Source organism: Cohnella sp. GCM10027633 (genome assembly GCF_042675445.1).
In the GTDB taxonomy this organism is placed as follows: Bacteria; Bacillota; Bacilli; order Paenibacillales; family Paenibacillaceae; genus Cohnella.
Window position 1 is genome coordinate 499,116 of record NZ_JBHTGV010000002.1, and the last position, 17,933, is coordinate 517,048.

Consider the following 17,933-nt stretch of genomic DNA (forward strand, 5'->3'; position numbering starts at 1 on the left):
GGGAGGTGAACGCAAGATGCTGGATATTCGTTATATTAGAGACAACGCGGAGCGATTGCAGACGACTGCGGAAGCCAAGGGCATCGAGCTTTCGATTCCCCGACTGCTGGAGCTGGACGAACGCCGTCGCGGCCTCATGGGGGAGATCGAACAGCTTCGCGGCGGCCGGAACCGCGCGTCGGAGCGGATCGGCAAGCTGATCGCCGGTGGGCAAGCCGAAGAGGCGGCGCGGCTGAAGGCCGAAGTGAAGTGGAACAACGAGACGTTGAGAAGGCTCGAGGAACAGCAGGCGGAGACGGAAGCCGTCTATGCGGAGCTCATGTCGCTCGTGCCGAACGGCGTGTCGCCGGATACGCCGGACGGAAGCTCGGACGCCGATAACGTGGAAGTCCGGCGAATCGGCGAACGGCCTGAGTTCGGGTTCGAACCGCGCGACCATGTCGCTCTAGGCGAGCGGCTCGGCTTGTTCGATATTCCGCGCGGCGTCAAGATCGCGGGAGCGAGGAACTACGTGCTGAAGGGCGCTGGCTTCCATCTTCATCGAGCGGTCCAACAGCTGGCCATGGACGTGCTGGAGCAAGGCGGCTTCACGCCGATGGACGTTCCGATGCTCGTAAGGGAGGACGCGCTGGTAGGGTCGGGGTATTTTCCGCTGGGGCGGGACCAGACGTACGCGCTCTCGGACGAGAACAAGTTCTTGGTCGGGACGTCGGAGGTGAGCTTGGCGGCCTATTACGGAGACGAGATTATCGACGTGCGAGAGCCGATCCGGATGGCGGCGATCTCGGCGTGCTTCCGCAGGGAGGTCGGCTCGCAGGGACGCGACGTGCGCGGGCTGTACCGGGTGCACCAATTCTCGAAGGTCGAGCAGGTCGTCCTGTGCGAGAACGATCCGGACGTGTCGGAGCGGCTGCTGCAGGAAATCACGCGCAACGCCGAGCTTATCGTGCAATTGCTCGAGCTCCCGTACCGGGTCGTGGCGGTATGCGTCGGCGACATGTCGCAGAAGAATTACAAGCAGTACGACATCGAGACTTGGATGCCGAGCCGGGAGGCGTACGGGGAGACGCATTCGTCGTCGAACGTGTTGGACTTCCAGGCGCGCCGGGCGAACATCCGCTATCGGGACGCGGAAGGCAAGCTGCAATACTGCCACATGCTGAACAACACGGCGATCGCCTCGCCCCGCATCCTGATTCCGCTACTGGAGAACCATCAGCGCGAGGACGGCAGCGTGTATATTCCCGAGGCGCTCAGGCCATACATGCAGGGGAAAAAAGAACTTCTACCGGAAGGGTGAAGCAACGATGACGACAGACAATACGAAGAGATTTACCGATCGGGTGGAGACGTACGTCAAATACCGGCCGAGCTACCCGAAGGAAGCGATCGACTACTTGTACGATAGGGTGGGATTAAGCAAGGGAGGGGAAGTGGCCGACGTCGGCGCTGGCACGGGCAAGTTCACGCGCCTGCTGCTCGGGCGGGGGAGCGTCGTGCACGCCGTCGAGCCGAACGAAGCAATGCGGGAAGCGGCGAAGGCGGAACTTGACGGCTCGCCGGGCTTCCGCGCGGTGCCTGGCACGGCGGAGGCGACGCTGCTGCCGGACGGGGCCGTCGCCCACGTCGTATGCGCGCAAGCGTTCCATTGGTTCGACCGCGACAAGACGAAAGAAGAGTTCAAGCGCATTCTGAAGCCGGGAGGCACCGTCGCGCTCATCTGGAATACGCGGCTCACGAGCGGCACGCCGTTCCTCGAAGCGTACGATAAGTTGCTGCATACATTCGGCATCGATTACGCGAAGGTCGGGCATAAGAACATTTCCGAAGAGGCGCTGGCGAAGTTTTTCGCGCCGAACGACATGCGAGTCGCGCGGTTCCCGAGCGGGCAGTTGCTCGACTTCGAAGCGCTGAGCGGAAGGCTGCTCTCCTCCTCGTACGTTCCAATGCAGGGGCATCCGAATCACGAGCCGATGATGGCGGAGCTGCGGGCCATATTCGACCGTACCAAAAACGACGACGGCCTCGTGTCTTTCGACTACGAGACCGAAGTGTTCTGGGGCGAGCTATAAGCCCATCATAACCAGAAAAGCCGCCTTACGGCGGCTTTTCTACATTGAACGGCTACTCCGCGGCCAATTCCACGGTCTTGTTCAGCTCCGTTCCTTCCGTATTCCGGCCCAGGAGACGACGGAACAAGAACTTGGCCGTCTTGAACGGATTGCCGACGTCCCAATATTCGGCAGCCTCCGCATGGACTTTGATCAGAACGAGATTCGGGTCGTCGTAAGAAGTTTCGAGCATCTTCTCATAGACGGGACTCCAGAATTCCTTCACTTTGTCCGCGCTCTCCACGAGCTCGGCTTCGCCGCGGATGGAGACGAACGACTTGCCGGCATAGGACACGTTGACCTGCTTGTTCCGAAGCAGCTCGTGGAATTTGTCGGTATCTTTTTTCGTGAGAAACCATAGGGTGCCGTCCGACTCGATCTCTTGCGTCTGCATCGGACGTGCGAGCAGGCCTTCTTCCGCCACCGTAGTGAGCATCGCCGTGTCGATGTCCTTGACCAACTCTCGTACCTTCGCGATCGCTTCCCGATGTTCGTTATTCGAATTCATTGGTTATTCCCCTCCGATTCTATTGCGTATATGCTTCGTTGTCCTACTTACATATACCCGGAATCGTAGATCTCATTCAGCGGGAATGTCCCGGATAATCGACAACGGTCTCGACGTCGAGGGACGCGAGACCGTTGTAAGGCGTGCTTATCGATTACTGGGCTTGGTAGCTCCGGGCGGCATCGCCGACGGCGCGCCACTGCGCGATATGCTTCTCGAGCGAGACGATGAGCGCATCAATGCCGTCCAGCAGTTGATCGGTCTCGCCGGACGTCAGCCGCTCGATCGACTGCACGAGCTCCTGCGGCAACGGCGTCGCATCGGGAATCGACGCGAGAAGCGGCTCGAGGTAACCGAGCAAGGAGGCCGTCCGTTGCGGCTGCGCGATCTGCGTCGCGGCTGCGACGGGCACCGGTTCCGGTTCCGGAACGAGCGTTAGCTGCTCGGCCGGAGCGGCCGGTTGCTTGACGGCCTTCTCCGCAGCTTCCTCCGCTTCCGCGGCTTCCTCTTCGGCTCGCTGCTTCGCGGCCTTCTCTCGCTCCTTGCGGTTATGCTCGAACGTCGCCCAAGTCTCCAATAGCTCGTAGCCGGATTTGAACAGGAGCTTGCTCTTCGTATTGTCGGAAATGTCCTTGTCCTTGAACAGCTTCGCGATCTTCTTCACGTCGGTGACGGGCATCTCGTCGCGGGCCATGATGAGCGCGAGGGAATCGCGGTGCTCCATCGGAAGATCCTTCAGCGGCATCAGCTGGTCTTCGGTCAGCTTGTCCTTGCGGATCTCGGTTCCGGATACGATCAGCTTCTTGACCGCGTTGCTGAACTTGAGCAGCTCGAGCTTGCTCTTGATGTAAGCTTCAGGCTTGCCGAGCTTGCTGGATATATATTTGGTCGAGCTGCTGAACCGCGGATCGTTAAGCAGCTTATGGAAGGCCTCGGCTTCCTCGATCGGGGAGAACCCTTGACGCGTCAAGTTCTCGGCGATCTGCTCGAAGTAGATCTCGAGCTCGTCCGTCGTCGTCGAGACGATGCACGGAATGGTCGGTCGGTTCAGCATGGTGCATGCTTTGAAGCGGCGGTTGCCGTAGATGATTTTGTAGCGTCCGCCGGGGACGGCGCGCACCTTGATCGGGGACAGCAGGCCGATCTCGCCGATACTGTTCATCAGCTCCTGAAGCGCCTCGTCGTCGAACTGGTAGCGCGGCTGGTCCTTGTCCTCGTCGATGAGCGCGGTCGCGATTTCGATAATATCCATGTCGATTCTCCTAATCGGCTTGTCGTTAAGCGCATGTACACAATATAGGTATTATATAACAGACCGAACCGGATTTGGATGTAAAATATGGCTGCCCCCCCGCGACTTTCCTTCCCGCGCGTTCGTAGTTCGGGTATAGACGCGATTGCGATCGAAGGAGAGACTTGGGATGAGAGGTACGAGGGGATTGGCCGTCGGCACCGCGCTCGCGCTGTCGATTGCGCTCTTGGCTGGCTGCGGCTCGAAGGACGCGGACAATGCGACGGGAGCGGAGGCGAACGCGGGGGTCGCGCAGCAGCAGGAGCAGTTAGGCAATGGGGCGGCGCAAGGCGGCGAACAGGGCATGATGAACCGCATGGTCGCCGACCTGATCGGCAAGGTGAAGAGCTTGGACGGCAACACGTTAACCGTCTACAAATCTTCGTTCCAGCCCGGCGCAATGGGGGGCCGCGGCCAAGGTGGCCAAGGCGGCGGAGGCGGCATGCGCGGCGATCGGCCGTCCGGGGACGGGCAGCAGCAAGACGGCGGTCAAGCGCCGCAGGACGGACAACCGGGCGGCGGCCGCGGGATGAGCTTCGAGAACATGTTCACCGACGAGACCGTCGATATCACGCTCACCGACGCCACGAAGATCGTGAAGCGCGAATTCGTCGATAACGAGATGAAGGAGACCGAGCTCACGATCGCCGACCTCAAGGCGGACGATATCGTGAACATCGCCCTGACGGACGGCACGCAGGAAGCCGCGACGATTACGATCGGCATGGGCGGTTTCGGCGGCGGAGCCGGCTTCGGCGGAGGCGGCGGACGCGGCATGGACGGCAATCCGCCGGCACGGGATCAAGGGCAGGCGCAGTAATAACGCCGGCAACAACGGAACAGGCTCCTTCGCCGCGGCGAAGGAGCCTGTTTGCGCGATGCCGACCGCTCACTTGCGGCGCGGGGCCCGGCGGTGCGTTCGCAAGGACGAAATTCAAGAATGTAACTGAAAAACCGAACACAATAAGCGCCGCAAGGACGAAATTCGAAAATGTAACTGAATAACCGAACACAATAAGCACCGTTTGGACGAAATTCGAAAATGTAACTGAATAACCGAACACATTAAGCGCCGTATGGACGAAGTTCAAAAATATGTCTGAAAAACCGTACACAATGAGCCGCGGGGTGGCACGGAGCTTGTATGCGCCACCTCATCTGTTCACTTGTTCCACGTAGCTCGACTGCTTGTGCCAAGCCGCACTCACTTGCGGCGCGGGGCCCGGCGGAAGCCGAATATTTTCAGATGGACGAGCCATTTGCTGATCCAGTACGACGCGATGTACAGCACGATGAACAAGACGATCAGCGGCTTGAGCAGAATCCAGCAGACGACCCAGATGAAAAATATTTGCCACGGCTTCATTCTCGTCAGGAATCTCGGCGCCAGCAGGACTCGGTAGAACCAATACGACTTCTGAAGAATGTTCAAATACTCCTCGCGGGCTTGCGCGTTGTCGGGATTCTGCCGCACCGCGGCGCCGAGCCGCTCGAGCGCATGCTCGTAATCGCTCCTGTGATCGGCGGCCCAACCCGTATACAGCAACGTTTGCACGTCCTCCGGGTCGATCCGCAAGGCGGTCGCGGCCGCGTCGCGAGAGGCGTCGTCGTTGCCGCTCAGCGCGAGCGCATACGCGTATACCGCGAAGTTGTTGGACGAGTGCTCGAGCGAGATCGCTTGCTCCAGCAGCCCCCGCGCTTCGGCGACCTTCTTGCGTCCAAGCTCGCGTTGCGCCTTCAGGCGGTAAATGTAAGCTTCTTCGGGAAACATCCGCAGCATCTCTTCCGACACCTGGTCGAACGACTTCCAATCTTCGCGTTCGTAGGCGACGAACAATCTTACCTGCCAAGCGGTCTCGCATTCCGGATTGCGCCGAATCGCCTCGCCGCTCCAATGCAGCGCCTTGTCGGCATCCGTGAACCGGTGGACGTAAGCGAGCCAAGCGATCGCTTCGTCGTCCTCCGGCGCTTCGCGCACCCACTCCTCCGCTTCGGCCAAAGCTTCTTTGTATCGGCTCCATTGAATAAGCTTATGAATTCTGCTCAAATACGAGCTTCGAAGTTGTAACCGTTCCATACGTGCGTGGCCTCCCGTCAGCGCAGCCGGTGTTCTTTCATATAGTCGAGCACGACTTGGTACGTTTGGTTGGAGTCGCTGAACGTCGCATAGTTTTTAGCGGTTTGGAACCACTCCAACGTAGATGCCTTGCGCTTCTTCAAGCAGGACGATAAGTCGTCGCCCGTAATCGGCTGAATGCTGCCCGCCAGCAGCGAGCGGCGAAGCGCCGATTGAGCGGCTTCCTCGACGAGCTGGTTCAAGTCCGCGCCGGAGAAGTGCGCCGTCTGATCCGCGAGCTTGCGCGTATCGATTCTCTCCTGCGGCTTGCCCGCCAGCTTCAACCCTAGAATCGCCTCGCGTTCGGAAGCTTCGGGCGGCGAGACGAAGACGAGCCGGTTGAAGCGTCCGGGGCGGCGCAACGCCGCATCCAAGTACCAAGGCGTATTGGTAGCTCCGATCACGAACACCTCATGGTTGAAGGAATGCAGCCCGTCCAGTTCGATGAGCAACTGATTGACGAGCATCCGCTCATGGTGCTGGCGCATTTGGTGGCGGCTGCCGCCGAGCGCGTCGAGTTCGTCGATGAACAAGACGCAAGGCTTCTCGGTCCGCGCCTTCTCGAACAGGTCGTGCAGGTTATGCTCGCTTTCTCCGATATACATCGACAGAATCGCTTGCAGCTCGAGATGAAGGAAGTTGGCGTTGATCTCGCCGGCGACCGCGCGGGCGAGGAACGTCTTGCCGCAGCCGGGCGGTCCGTAGAGGAGCAGGCTGCCTCCCGCGCGAATGCCGAACGCTTCGAACATGTCGGGCTGCTGCAGCGGAAGGATGAAGTTCATCCGGATGTCCTGCTTGACCTCTTCCATTCCGCCGACGTCGGCGAACGTAATACCCGGCTGCTCCGTCTCGATGAGCGATTGCTTCTCTTTATCGAAAGAGATGACTTTCAATTTCGGGCGGAATTTGTTCTTCTGATCGTCTGACAAGGCGATCGCTCCTCTCTCGAATCCGTTCGCGTGAAAAGTTTGCCAAATATCTTCATAATAAGGGGTAGGGCTTGGTATCGTAAAGAACGGATATTATGGAAAAGGATGGGGAAGACGGACATGGCATGGCGGACCCGTTCGGTGCTTGGAAAATCGTTACTCCTATTCATCTTCTACGCCGCCGCGATGGCGGTTTACGCCTGGTACACTTCGCCGAACAACGTGCCCGCGGCTTACGAAGGCACGGCGGCGGATCCGGCGACCTTCTTCACGGCGGAGCAATTGCGGGACAGCCGGACGTTGAACGCTTGGCGGTACTGGTTATTCTTCGCGAGCGGGCCTTGGGAGTGGTTCATCTACTTCGCGCTGCTTGCCGGCGGTCTGGCGCGCTACTGGCGCGACGGGCTGGAGCGGCGGAGACTCCCGATGATCGTAAGGTTCCCGCTGTTCGTCCTGCTGGTGGACGCCGCGGCTTTCGTGCTTTACTTGCCGATTCGGATCATCGGCTATTCGCTGTCCAAAAGCTATGGCATCTCGACGCAGCCTGTGTCCGGATGGATACGCGACAAGCTGGTCGATTTCGGCATCGGGTACGCGACGCTTCTAGTCGTATCCGCGGTCGCGTTCTGGATCATATCCCGAGGGAGACGATGGTGGCTGAAGCTGTGGCTGCTATCGATTCCTTTTACCGCGTTCATGATGTACATCCAGCCGGTCATCATCGACCCGCTCTACAACGATTATTACCGTCTGAAGGACCCTGCGCTCGAACAGCGGATTCTCGAGCTCGCGGATCGGGCGGACATTCCGGCGGACCGCGTGTACGAGGTCGACATGTCGTCCAAGACGAACTCGCTTAACGCCTATGTCAGCGGTCTCGGATCGTCGCTTCGCATCGTATTGTGGGATACGACGCTGAATAAACTGAACGAACGGGAAATTCTGCTCATCATGGCGCACGAGATGGGTCATTACGTGAAACATCATCTAGAATGGAGCGCGATCGGCGCGGTAGGCGCCTCGTTCGTCATGCTGGGCGGGGGCGGTTGGCTGTATGCCCGGATCGCGCGAAGACGCGGGACGGCATGGGGGATTCGCGGGCCGTCCGATATGGCGGCGTTGCCGCTCGCGCTGCTGCTGATGTCGGTCATCTCGTTCGCGACGCTGCCGGTATCGAACGCCGTATCGCGGAACGCGGAGTCGTCGGCGGATGCGTACGCGCTCGAGCTGATCGGAAGCGCGGAAGGCTCGGTTACGATGAACCAGACGATGGCGGTCGTCTCGCTGAGCGACTTGAATCCGCCGCTATTGGTGAAATGGTTCCGCAGCACCCATCCGAGCGATATGGAGCGAATCGTCGAAGCGCTCGCGTTCGAGCGGTTACATAAGTAAGCGGAGGTAGGGTGAGCGATGCATCATATCGATACGGAATCGGGAGCGAGTAACGGCCTCCTGACCCAAAGGGATAGTGACGATAAGGAGCGGCGAGGCGGTTGGGACGACGGAGAGTTCGGCGATACCGGACGCCTCGCGGTCGAGCTCTACTTGCCCGCGGGAGTGAAGACGTCCCCGCTGTTCATGGAGCGGCTGCGCCAGGCGATGCATCGCGCCTTGTCGGACGGCGGCGCGTCGGTGCGCTCGTCGCTGCTGTACCCGTACGGCGACCGGGAGCGCTCGCTCTTCGGCCAGCTCCGCGAGGTCGGCCGGGATTTGCGCTTGCGCGGCGGCTGGCTCGACGGCTCGCTCGGCGGGAACCGGCTGGTTGCCGCCATCGACGACAAACGGCGCGCGTTCGGCCGAGTTGCCGGCGCCCGCATGGTCATCGTCGGCCATAGCGCCGGCGGCATCGCGGCCGTTCACGCGGCGAGGCTCATTCAGGCGCGAGATGGAGGCAAGCCGCCGCTCGTCGTCATGATCGGATCCCCGCGCTGCCGCATCCCGGAACCGTTGCGAGATTCGGTGCTGTACGTATACGCCGCGAAGGCGCCGGTATCGGATACGAAATGGATGTCGGTACGGCTGTCCGACCCGATTACGCGGCTCGGCTCGTTCGGCGGCTGGCAAGCCGGGAGATGGCGGCTGCCGCGCTGGCGCATGGACAAGCACGCGCCGACTCACGCGAGCGGTCTTCGCATAATCGGGGGACACGCGGATTATTTTCGGGATCAGCCGCCGTTCGTGAACGCGCTCGGACTGTCGAATTTGACGTTGACGGCCGACGTCGTGCTGAGGTGGGTTCGGGAACGGCTTTAACGGTTTATTTGGCAAAAAAGCTAGCGTTACCCGGCTCCGGACGGTACACTGTGTAGGGGGATGCATCCGCAATCATTGGAGGGAATCATCGTGTTCATCGGAGCAGTAGAAGCGGGCGGAACGAAATTCGTCTGCGGCATCGGCAACGAATCGGGAGAAGTGCTGGATCGGGTAAGCTTCCCGACCGAGCAGCCGGAGAAGACGCTCGGCCAAGTCGTCGCATATTTCAAGGACAAGAACGTATCGGCGATCGGGATCGGCTCTTTCGGCCCGATTAACATAGACGTCGCAAGTCCGGAGTACGGCTACGTCACGACGACGCCGAAGCCGGGCTGGGGCAACTATCCGGTTCTGCCGGAGCTTAGGAAGGCGTTCGACGTGCCGTTCGGCTGGGACACGGACGTGAACGCGGCTGCGCTCGGAGAAGCGACGTGGGGCGCGGCCAAAGGACTGGACAGCTGCTTGTATTACACGATCGGCACCGGCGTCGGCGTCGGCGTATACCTCGAGGGCAAGCTGGCGCATGGCCTCGTTCACCCGGAAGGCGGTCACGTATTGACGCGTCTGTATCCGGGGGATACGTTCGAGGGCGTATGCCCGTACCACGGCAACTGCCTCGAAGGCGTCGCGGCCGGTCCGGCCATCCAAGCGCGCTGGGGCGTTAAGGCGCACGAGCTCCCGGTCGACCATGAAGCGTGGAAGATCGAGGCTTATTACATCGGACAAGCGGTCGCCTCGGCGATTCTGCTCGTCTCGCCGAAGAAGGTTATTCTCGGCGGCGGCGTCATGCATCAGATGCAGCTGTTCCCGCTCATTCGCGAGCAGGTGCGCAAGAACTTGAACGGCTACGTCAGCGCTTCTGCCGTGGCGGAAGGCATCGAAGAGTACATCGTCCCGCCGGGTCTCGGCGACAACGCCGGCTTGTGCGGCTCGCTCGCGCTCGGCTTGCGGGCTTTGCGGGGGTAATGCGAATCGCTCAATATTCAAATATGCTAAGAATTAGATGTAACCTACCTGCGTAATCGTACTCGAAAATAATCCTTAAATAGATGTTTCATAGACTGCCGGACGAGGAATTTCGTCCGGCAGTCTATTTTGTATGGCTAAAAAAGAGGTTTGTCAGGTTGTTTCCCCCAAGGATCTCCCCTCATACTGAAACCGAGTCCGACCCCGTTCAAGGAGGTGAAACCTCGCCGCACCTTAAGCAGTAACGATTTTCCGCTAACCAGCGAGAGAAGCGCGTATTGCCAATGAACGAACATGGGAGGAATTAATAATGACGAGTATTTACAGAAGAAGCCTGCTGACGATCGGAATGGGTTGTATTCTGGCCATCGCGGGAATATTGTCCATGCTGGCGTTCGAATCCAAGGCCGTTTCCGCCGCGGTCACCTCATTCTCCAACGTTTCGGCGAATACGACTACTCCGGCCAAGTACTCGAAATACGAATTGAACTTCGACTTAAGCACGACTTACAATAACCCGTTTAATCCGGATGAAGCGGATGTGAAGGCTTATTTCACAACGCCCGGCGGACAGACGGAAGTCGTTCCCGCGTTCTACAGGTCCAACTCTTCGCCGAAGTGGGCCGTTCGATACTCTCCGAGGTCCATCGGTTCCCATAGCGTGTACATCAAGGTGACGGATTCCAATGGTACCGGCCAATCGTCGACCTATACGTTCACGGCGGGCAATGCGGCTGCGGATAGTCGCGGCTACATGGGCGTGAGCGGGAATCGGATGGTGGACAGCTTCAACAAACAAATCACGCTGCTCGGCAGCAACTTCGCTTGGGGAGCGACGCAAGAGATCTTGGATGCCATGCCGGTCTACGAGGAATCGCAGATGAACATCATGCGGGTCTGGTTAAGCTGCTGGTGGGCCAACTATGCACCGGAGTACGGTCCGGTAACGACGACGCAAGCTGGAATCACGATGAGCTACGACGGCATCGGAAGATACCAATTGGAGAACATGGCGCGCATGGATACTCTGATGCAAACCGCGGAAGCCAACAATATCTTCATCATGCTGACGTTGAACAGCTTCGGCGATTTCTATTACGATTGGGAATATCACGCCTATAACACGGCTAACGGCGGACCTTCCTATTGGTCGGAGAATAATACCGACTTCTGGACGAATCCGACGGCGATCGCGTATCAGAAAAAGTTGCTTCGGTACGTATTCGCCCGCTGGGGCTACAGCACGTCTCTGGGCATGTTGGAATACTGGAACGAAATGGATAACCGTGTCAACGACTACGTGAACAAGCCGGCTTGGCATCAAAACGTCGATACGTATTGGAAGAGTTGGGACTTCTACCATCATCCGACGACGTCCAGCTTCGCCTGGATGGACGCGCTCGGTTCGAACCAGACGAGTTGGGAGGCGCTGACGACGCTGGACGTCGTGAACCTTCACCGGTACGACGACTCGATCGAGGTGGTCGACAATTGGGAGGCCAATCTGAAACACGCTCTCGCGGACTTCGGCAATCGGCCTTCGTTCTTCGGGGAGTACGGCCCTCCGGCCAACTCGGTTCCCTTTGCACCGGCCACGCAGCGCGCCATCCATGATGCCTTATGGTCACCGCTGTTCCGAGCGGGAGCAACGGGCGGGAATCTGTTGTGGGTAGCCGACGGCGACCCCCTGGGCAACGAATTCAACGTTCGCGACTTGTATAAAGAAATCTACAACACGTTTGCCGGGTTCATCAAACCGGAGGAGTACTATTTGCCTTCTATGCCTTTCGTCGATTACGGCTTGCAGAGCAATTCGACGAAAGTAGGCGCGTTCAAGAACGGGGACAGGGCACTATTGTGGATTAACGATTCAACCGCCACTTACAATATCTCCTCGCCATCGACGATCAGCGGGATGTCATTCACGATTCCTTCCATGAACAGCGGCACTTATTCCGTCAAGTATTACAACACCGTTACGGGAGCCGAGGCCGGGACCGCAACGGCTACTGCATCGGGCGGCAACGTGGTCTTAAGCGGCATTCCTTCCTTCACCCGGGATATCGCGGTCAAGGTCGTCCGTCAAGGCAGCGCGGCTTCCGACTCGCAAGCTCCGACGGCACCGTCGCGAGTATCCGCTCCCGAGAAGAGCGATACTTCGATCAAGCTGCGGTGGAAACCCGCGAACGACAATATCGGCGTTACCCGCTACGAAGTTTATCGCGGAGGGACGCTCATCGGCTCTACCGAAGGCAGAACGGGCTTTACCGATAGCGGATTGAGCGCGAATACCGCTTATTCGTATACCGTTAAAGCCAAGGACGCAGCAGGAAATTCGTCTACCGCCAGCGCAGCGTTTAACGTATCGACCAACCCGCTCGATACGGTCGCGCCTACGGCTCCGACTAATCTAGTATCGACGGGCAAGAGCGATACGGGCGTTACTCTATCCTGGACCGCTTCGACCGACAACGTGGCCGTCACGGGTTACGACATCTATAGAAGCTCGACGTTGATCGGTACCGTGAACGGCGCGACTACGGTATATACCGATAGCGGATTAACGGCTAATACCGCCTATTCGTATTCCGTCAAGGCCAGGGACTCGAAGAATAACGTGTCGTCGTCGAGCGGCTCCCTCAACGTTACGACGTTCTCGGCGACGAGCAATTTCCTGCTTAATCCGGGCTTCGATACTTCCGACGGCAACGGAAGACCGGCGAATTGGACGTGCGAGCAAGTTTGGTACTGCTACACGGATACTGCCGTGAAGAGAAGCGGCAGCTCCTCCTTGAAGGTGGACGGCAGCTCCTTGGCTTGGTTCGGGACGTATCAGAACGTACCGGCGGTCGCGGGGCAGGCTTATACGCTCGACGGCTATGTTAACATTAGCCGGAACGCGGGGACGACGGTATCCGTTTATTTGAAATTCCTGAATAGCGATAACATCCAAATCGGCGAACAGCAACTGCTGTCCTTGACCGGGACGACGTCCGGTTGGGTCAACGCGCACGGGACGGCGACCGCGCCTGCCGGAACGGCGTACGCAAGGGCGTATATTCATTACGCGACGTTGGACGTGACGGTGAACGCAGACGACTTCTCCCTCGTCAAGTCATCCGGCTCCGATACGCAAGCTCCGACGGCGCCGACGGGTTTGTCGTTGACCTCGAAGACGGATACATCCGTGACATTATCTTGGACGGCATCCACGGATAACGTCGGAGTGGCCGGATATGAAGTGTACCGAGGAACGACGTTGGCGGGGACGACGAACTCCTCGACAACGACTTTCACGAACACGGGACTTACGGCCAGCACGGCTTATTCGTTCACGGTCAAAGCCAAAGACGCGGCCAATAACACGTCTTCGGCCAGCAACTCGCTGAGCGTCACGACGAATGCGGCGGGCGGCGCCAATCTGCTATCGAATCCGGGCTTCGAGACGGATAACGGATCCGGCGTGCCGGCTTCGTGGACGTGCGGCCAAAACTACTGCAGCCGCGATACGGTCTTAAAGCGCTCGGGAACTTCCTCATTGAAGGTGGACAATACGACGGGTGCTTGGTTCGACATTCATCAGACCGTGGCGGGAACGGCGGGGCAGAGCTATTCGTTCGACGGTTATTTGAACATCACGAGGAATACCGGAACGAATATCACGGTCAAAGCCCAATTCCTGAACAGCTCCGGCACCGTCATCTCGGATCAGGCTATCGCCGGCTATAACGGTACGACGACGAGCGGTTGGGCGCGCGCGCAAGGAACGTACACGGCTCCCGCGGGCACGGTCAACGTGACCATCAGGGTAAGTGTCGTTAATCTGAACGCGGCATTGCAGATGGACGACTTCTCGATTTCTTCGGGTTCCGGAGGAGGAGATTCGCAAGCTCCGACCGCTCCTTCGAGCTTGGCTTCGCCGTCGAAGACGGCTACGACCGTCTCCCTGACCTGGAGCGCTTCGACGGATAACGTAGCCGTGACGGGTTACGACGTCTACCGCGGATCGACGCTAGCGGGTTCCACGAACGGGACGACGACGAGCTTTACGGATACGGGATTAACGGCGAATACCGCGTATTCCTATACGGTCAAAGCGAAAGATGCGGCCGGTAATGTCTCCGCGGCCAGCAGCGCGCTCGCCGTAACGACCTCATCAGCGAATCTGCTGCTTAATCCGGGTTTCGAGACCGATAACGGCTCCGGAGTTCCCGCGTCTTGGACCTGTTCGCAAAATTACTGCATCCGCGACACGGCGGTGAAGCGCACGGCTGACTCCTCGCTGAAGATAGATAATACGACGGGGGCTTGGCTGAACGTTTCCCAGAGCGTGGCGGGGACGGCGGGAGCGAGCTATACGTTCGACGGTTATTTGAACATTACGAGGAATACGGGGACGCACATCGTCGTCAAAGCCGAATTCCTGAACGGCTCGAGCGGTCTGATCAGCGACCAGACAGTCGCCGATTACAATGGTACGCTCACGAGCGGATGGACCAACGTTCACGGAACGTATACGGCGCCTGCCGGAACGATTAACGTTAGGATCGTGACGTACGTCTATAACCTGAACGCAGCCTTGTACCAGGACGATTTCTCCATTACTTCGAACTGACGAATGTCGACAAAGCCGCCTATATTCTGCCTTGTTCAGGCTAATATAGGCGGCTCTTCTACGCTTTTGTGCGAAACGGAAGCGAACGGCTTCTTCCATCCGTTGCTTATTTCGGGTAACGACCATCCTTACGTTCGCGATCGTGCAGAGGAGCAGCAATCTCGCTTACGTCCGCTTAAGACATCATACACATAAAGATCTCATGTCAGTCACTCAGGGAAAGAGCGCTGCTTGAGTTTTCTATATAGAACCGGCTGCCGAGTTGGGGAGGTGGAGAAGATCAACATCGAGGATCTTCTTTTAGTTTGTTTGTATTGGCGGCGGATTCCCGCCGCTGTTCAATTAACGGGCAGGTTTGTCATTTCATAACGGGTAACGATAGCACAATGAAGTCGCTGATTAGATCGGGCGAGATATTCAAATGGGTTCGAGAACGATGTTTGCATTTGGGTTATTCGTCAGAGGAAATCGAAAAAGGTATAACAGAGGCATTAGAACACCTTTCATTCACACCACCTGAAGATTATCCTGAACCGTCATAATTGAACTAACGGGAACGATAGTTGAGGAGTTTGTCACGCGGCAGCTCCTTTTTCGTTTGTTACTAATGGGCAGTTTTGCGTAACCTTTTATCGCGGATAGCGTCTAAAATATTACATATTCGGGAATTTGAAACTAACCGAGGACTTTTGGACAAATCGAGGTGATGGCATGCAAATAGACTGGCATTATTCCTGGAATGTAGTAGATGCAACTGCAGGATTGCTAGGTTGGCTCGTTGTGCTTGGTCTGGTAGTCCGCCAACGCCAAAAGCAAGAGACTAGGCGCCCAATCTGGAAGATACTTCTCGTGACACTCGCTGGCTTTTTTTCGTTATCATTCAATTTCCCTTTATTCGGGCAAATCGTAAAAATCGCCTTATTGCCGCTTGGTCTCTGGGCTGCGTATTTCTTTTTACGAAATCGGTCCTGGACGGACTATCGTAAATATGCTTGGATCGGCTTCACGGCAAACTACTTGTTCCTGGTGACAGCTCTGCTTGCTGGATTCATTCATGGTTCCTTATACGACCGCAATGACCCTTCCACTTACTTGGCCCATTTGGAGAACGCGAAGCTTGTTGCCATTCATCCGTCAGCAAGGGAGGCAACCTTCGAGAAAGAGCTGTTCTCGAGCTCGTTGGCAGAGGTAAATGCGTCTGATTTGTCGCGTACGCTGGACTGGTACCGTGAATCAAAATTAGAGGGCGGCACTCAGTATCAGCAAGAACGTTTCCCTTATGCGCTGCTCGGAGCAGAAGCTCGTTGGGGGAGCGCTCTGCATGCCTCAGCTTACTTAGAAGCTGATGGAAAGGGATTATTACTCGCTACAAAGGATCGGTATTACTACTATCGTTCGGAGGAGCCGTTGTTGAGAATGGAGGTAAGAGAATGAGAGGAAGAAGACTGGTAATCATCGTAATTCTTATCATTGCGGCTGCAGTGATCGTCTTCTTTCGTACTTATGACGGAAAGCCGGGGCCGCTTCCGAGTGTGGACGAAACTATAGCGAAGTTAAACGAGTACGACTCTGAAGCAGACGCGGCAGTCGTGCTCGACAATGTTAAGCTGACCGAACGTCAAGTTTTTATCCCGTTTGTATCTAGTCAAGGTATTCACGGGATGGGATTTCTGAAATGGGAGAAGCGGAATTGGAGCGTGGCTAGAGTAGATAAGAGCGGCAGGCCCGAAGTAAGAGTCGCCGATCACTCCGATCCATCCGGGCGTTATGTGGTATGGAATACTAATCCTCTTGAGAAAGTGAAGGAATTCCGCTTCTACCTTATTCGAGATCGAAATGCCGGAATGTCGAATGGAGTATATTACTATATACCGCGCGTTCAAATGGAAATGCTCGTCGATGTAACGGAGCATCCGTATGGAGCAATGCCGTTTCCTGATGAATGGGCAGGCATTATTCGCGAGGAGGAGAAGCTAAGCAAGGCGCCTGACGCCAATTTCATGAATCATATATTTTTTCAGTCTCATTCCCAGTCATCCGCGTATGTCGGATATTTTCCCGTCTATGCCAATAACGCACCTCAGCTCGGCAGTTTCTCCAAAAGCGGCGATGAGGATACGGAGTTTATGATGATCTTGAACGAGAAGGATTTGGAGAGGCCACATAGTGATTGATTCATCAGTTTCGCTTCCAAACGGGCCTGTTATTGAGAGGAGAAGAAAAATTGATTGAACAAGAATATCAAGTGATTTCGGATGTCATCTATGGGGAAGCGGACGGAAAGCCGCTGCTGCTTGACATTGCCATGCCTTCACAGCCGGTTGGTAAGCTTCCGATTGCATTGTGCATTCATGGGGGGGCATGGTTATGGGGAGATAAAGCGGAACCTTCGGAGAGCGGAATGTTCATTCGTCGGTTCGCAGCCCACGGCTATTTCTCGGTCAGCATCAATTATCGACTGAGCAACGAAGCGATTTATCCCGCGCAGTTGCATGATGCGAAGGCAGCGGTGCGTTGGCTTCGGGCGAATGCAGAAACGTACGGGGCCGATCCGGATCGTATAGGCGTAATGGGGCATTCGGCCGGCGGGCATCTGGCGGCTTTGCTAGGTACGACGGGGCAGGTCGGAGAATTGGAAGGCAACAACGGAAACCTCGGTGTTTCCAGTTCCGTTCAGGCTGTTGCTACGTGGTCCGCTCCAATCGATTTTCTTCAGATGCTGGTCGGCTTCCATGACTCGCCGGATTCGTTGGAGTCGCAGCTGATCGGCGGATACGTTCGTGAGCATCCTGAAAAGGCAAAGAGAGCCAGTCCACTTACATACGTAACGGATACCGCGCCGCCATTCTTGATCATTCACGGTACCGAAGACGAAATTATTCCTTTCAATCAGGCTGAAATATTGCACGGAGCGCTCCTTAATTCCAGTATTCTTGCAATCAAAGGGGCGAATCACGGTCTCCAAGGGGGCAACTTCGGTTGGGAGGACGTTCTTCGGACTACCGTCATCTTCTTCGATCGACATGTTCGCAACACAGTTTGAGATGCTATATCATCATAATGTCTATTGGCATGACGATATTAAGCGGCTGCGCGGGTACTATCAGGGACACCGCAACCGAGAAGAAAATAAAGATCATTGAA

Annotated in this window: 14 protein-coding genes; 10 read left to right on the forward strand and 4 right to left on the reverse strand. The window is 57.1% G+C overall.

Annotated elements, in window-relative coordinates:
* Positions 1 to 16: 16 nt before the first annotated feature.
* Both serS and ACFQZG_RS06630 read left to right on the forward strand, forming a co-directional pair.
* Entirely contained in the window at positions 17 to 1,300 is a 1,284-nt protein-coding gene (gene serS, locus ACFQZG_RS06625; RefSeq protein ID WP_378150771.1) for a serine--tRNA ligase, read from the forward strand.
* Positions 1,301 to 1,307: 7 nt separating this feature from the next.
* Positions 1,308 to 2,072 (forward strand): class I SAM-dependent methyltransferase, encoded by a 765-nt coding sequence (locus tag ACFQZG_RS06630; protein ID WP_378150772.1) that lies wholly within the window; start codon positions 1,308 to 1,310, stop codon positions 2,070 to 2,072.
* Positions 2,073 to 2,124: 52 nt separating this feature from the next.
* Here ACFQZG_RS06630 and ACFQZG_RS06635 read toward each other — a convergent pair whose 3' ends face one another.
* Both ACFQZG_RS06635 and ACFQZG_RS06640 read right to left on the reverse strand, forming a co-directional pair.
* On the reverse strand, positions 2,125 to 2,619 hold the full coding sequence (locus ACFQZG_RS06635; protein ID WP_378150773.1) for a pyridoxamine 5'-phosphate oxidase family protein: 495 nt from the start codon (positions 2,617 to 2,619) through the stop codon (positions 2,125 to 2,127).
* Positions 2,620 to 2,773: 154 nt separating this feature from the next.
* A complete protein-coding gene (locus tag ACFQZG_RS06640; RefSeq protein ID WP_378150774.1) occupies positions 2,774 to 3,871 on the reverse strand; it encodes a ParB/RepB/Spo0J family partition protein in 1,098 nt (365 codons plus the stop codon).
* A gap of 169 nt (positions 3,872 to 4,040) precedes the next feature.
* Between ACFQZG_RS06640 and ACFQZG_RS06645 the strand changes: the two genes are divergently transcribed.
* On the forward strand, positions 4,041 to 4,730 hold the full coding sequence (locus ACFQZG_RS06645) for a hypothetical protein (protein ID WP_378150775.1): 690 nt from the start codon (positions 4,041 to 4,043) through the stop codon (positions 4,728 to 4,730).
* Positions 4,731 to 5,114: 384 nt separating this feature from the next.
* Here the strand turns inward: ACFQZG_RS06645 and ACFQZG_RS06650 are convergent, their stop codons facing one another.
* A complete protein-coding gene (locus ACFQZG_RS06650; RefSeq protein ID WP_378150776.1) occupies positions 5,115 to 5,987 on the reverse strand; it encodes a tetratricopeptide repeat protein in 873 nt (290 codons plus the stop codon).
* A gap of 17 nt (positions 5,988 to 6,004) precedes the next feature.
* Positions 6,005 to 6,961, reverse strand: a complete 957-nt coding sequence (locus tag ACFQZG_RS06655) for an ATP-binding protein (protein ID WP_378151593.1) — start codon at positions 6,959 to 6,961, stop codon at positions 6,005 to 6,007.
* Positions 6,962 to 7,075: 114 nt separating this feature from the next.
* On the opposite strand from ACFQZG_RS06655, the gene ACFQZG_RS06660 reads away from it, so the two are divergent.
* The 7 genes from ACFQZG_RS06660 (at position 7,076) to ACFQZG_RS06690 (ending at position 17,832) form a co-directional block, all read left to right on the forward strand.
* Positions 7,076 to 8,347, forward strand: coding sequence for a M48 family metallopeptidase (locus ACFQZG_RS06660; RefSeq protein WP_378150777.1), 1,272 nt, complete (start codon positions 7,076 to 7,078; stop codon positions 8,345 to 8,347).
* Between the two features lie 18 nt (positions 8,348 to 8,365).
* On the forward strand, positions 8,366 to 9,208 hold the full coding sequence (locus ACFQZG_RS06665) for an alpha/beta hydrolase family protein (RefSeq protein WP_378150778.1): 843 nt from the start codon (positions 8,366 to 8,368) through the stop codon (positions 9,206 to 9,208).
* A 90-nt stretch (positions 9,209 to 9,298) separates the two neighbouring features.
* The gene (locus ACFQZG_RS06670) at positions 9,299 to 10,174 is read left to right on the forward strand and encodes an ROK family protein (protein WP_378150779.1); all 876 of its coding nucleotides are present in this window, start codon (positions 9,299 to 9,301) and stop codon (positions 10,172 to 10,174) included.
* A 310-nt stretch (positions 10,175 to 10,484) separates the two neighbouring features.
* Positions 10,485 to 14,789, forward strand: coding sequence for a fibronectin type III domain-containing protein (locus tag ACFQZG_RS06675; protein ID WP_378150780.1), 4,305 nt, complete (start codon positions 10,485 to 10,487; stop codon positions 14,787 to 14,789).
* A 711-nt stretch (positions 14,790 to 15,500) separates the two neighbouring features.
* Positions 15,501 to 16,223 carry a hypothetical protein gene (locus tag ACFQZG_RS06680; RefSeq protein WP_378150781.1) on the forward strand — a complete coding sequence of 241 codons (723 nt, stop codon included), beginning with the start codon at positions 15,501 to 15,503 and terminating at the stop codon, positions 16,221 to 16,223.
* The gene (locus ACFQZG_RS06685) at positions 16,220 to 16,963 is read left to right on the forward strand and encodes a hypothetical protein (RefSeq protein WP_378150782.1); all 744 of its coding nucleotides are present in this window, start codon (positions 16,220 to 16,222) and stop codon (positions 16,961 to 16,963) included. Before ACFQZG_RS06680 ends, ACFQZG_RS06685 begins: the two co-directional genes overlap by 4 nt.
* A complete protein-coding gene (locus ACFQZG_RS06690) occupies positions 16,960 to 17,832 on the forward strand; it encodes an alpha/beta hydrolase fold domain-containing protein (RefSeq protein WP_378150783.1) in 873 nt (290 codons plus the stop codon). The genes ACFQZG_RS06685 and ACFQZG_RS06690 overlap by 4 nt, the downstream gene beginning before the upstream one ends.
* The last annotated feature ends 101 nt before the right edge of the window (positions 17,833 to 17,933 follow it).

Coding starts and splice junctions, on each gene's coding strand:
- serS (WP_378150771.1), top strand. CDS start 17: ATGCTGGATATTCGTTATATTAGAGACAACGCGGAGCGATTGCAGACG.
- ACFQZG_RS06630 (WP_378150772.1), top strand. CDS start 1,308: ATGACGACAGACAATACGAAGAGATTTACCGATCGGGTGGAGACGTAC.
- ACFQZG_RS06635 (WP_378150773.1), bottom strand. CDS start 2,619: ATGAATTCGAATAACGAACATCGGGAAGCGATCGCGAAGGTACGAGAG.
- ACFQZG_RS06640 (WP_378150774.1), bottom strand. CDS start 3,871: ATGGATATTATCGAAATCGCGACCGCGCTCATCGACGAGGACAAGGAC.
- ACFQZG_RS06645 (WP_378150775.1), top strand. CDS start 4,041: ATGAGAGGTACGAGGGGATTGGCCGTCGGCACCGCGCTCGCGCTGTCG.
- ACFQZG_RS06650 (WP_378150776.1), bottom strand. CDS start 5,987: ATGGAACGGTTACAACTTCGAAGCTCGTATTTGAGCAGAATTCATAAG.
- ACFQZG_RS06660 (WP_378150777.1), top strand. CDS start 7,076: ATGGCATGGCGGACCCGTTCGGTGCTTGGAAAATCGTTACTCCTATTC.
- ACFQZG_RS06665 (WP_378150778.1), top strand. CDS start 8,366: ATGCATCATATCGATACGGAATCGGGAGCGAGTAACGGCCTCCTGACC.
- ACFQZG_RS06675 (WP_378150780.1), top strand. CDS start 10,485: ATGACGAGTATTTACAGAAGAAGCCTGCTGACGATCGGAATGGGTTGT.
- ACFQZG_RS06680 (WP_378150781.1), top strand. CDS start 15,501: ATGCAAATAGACTGGCATTATTCCTGGAATGTAGTAGATGCAACTGCA.
- ACFQZG_RS06685 (WP_378150782.1), top strand. CDS start 16,220: ATGAGAGGAAGAAGACTGGTAATCATCGTAATTCTTATCATTGCGGCT.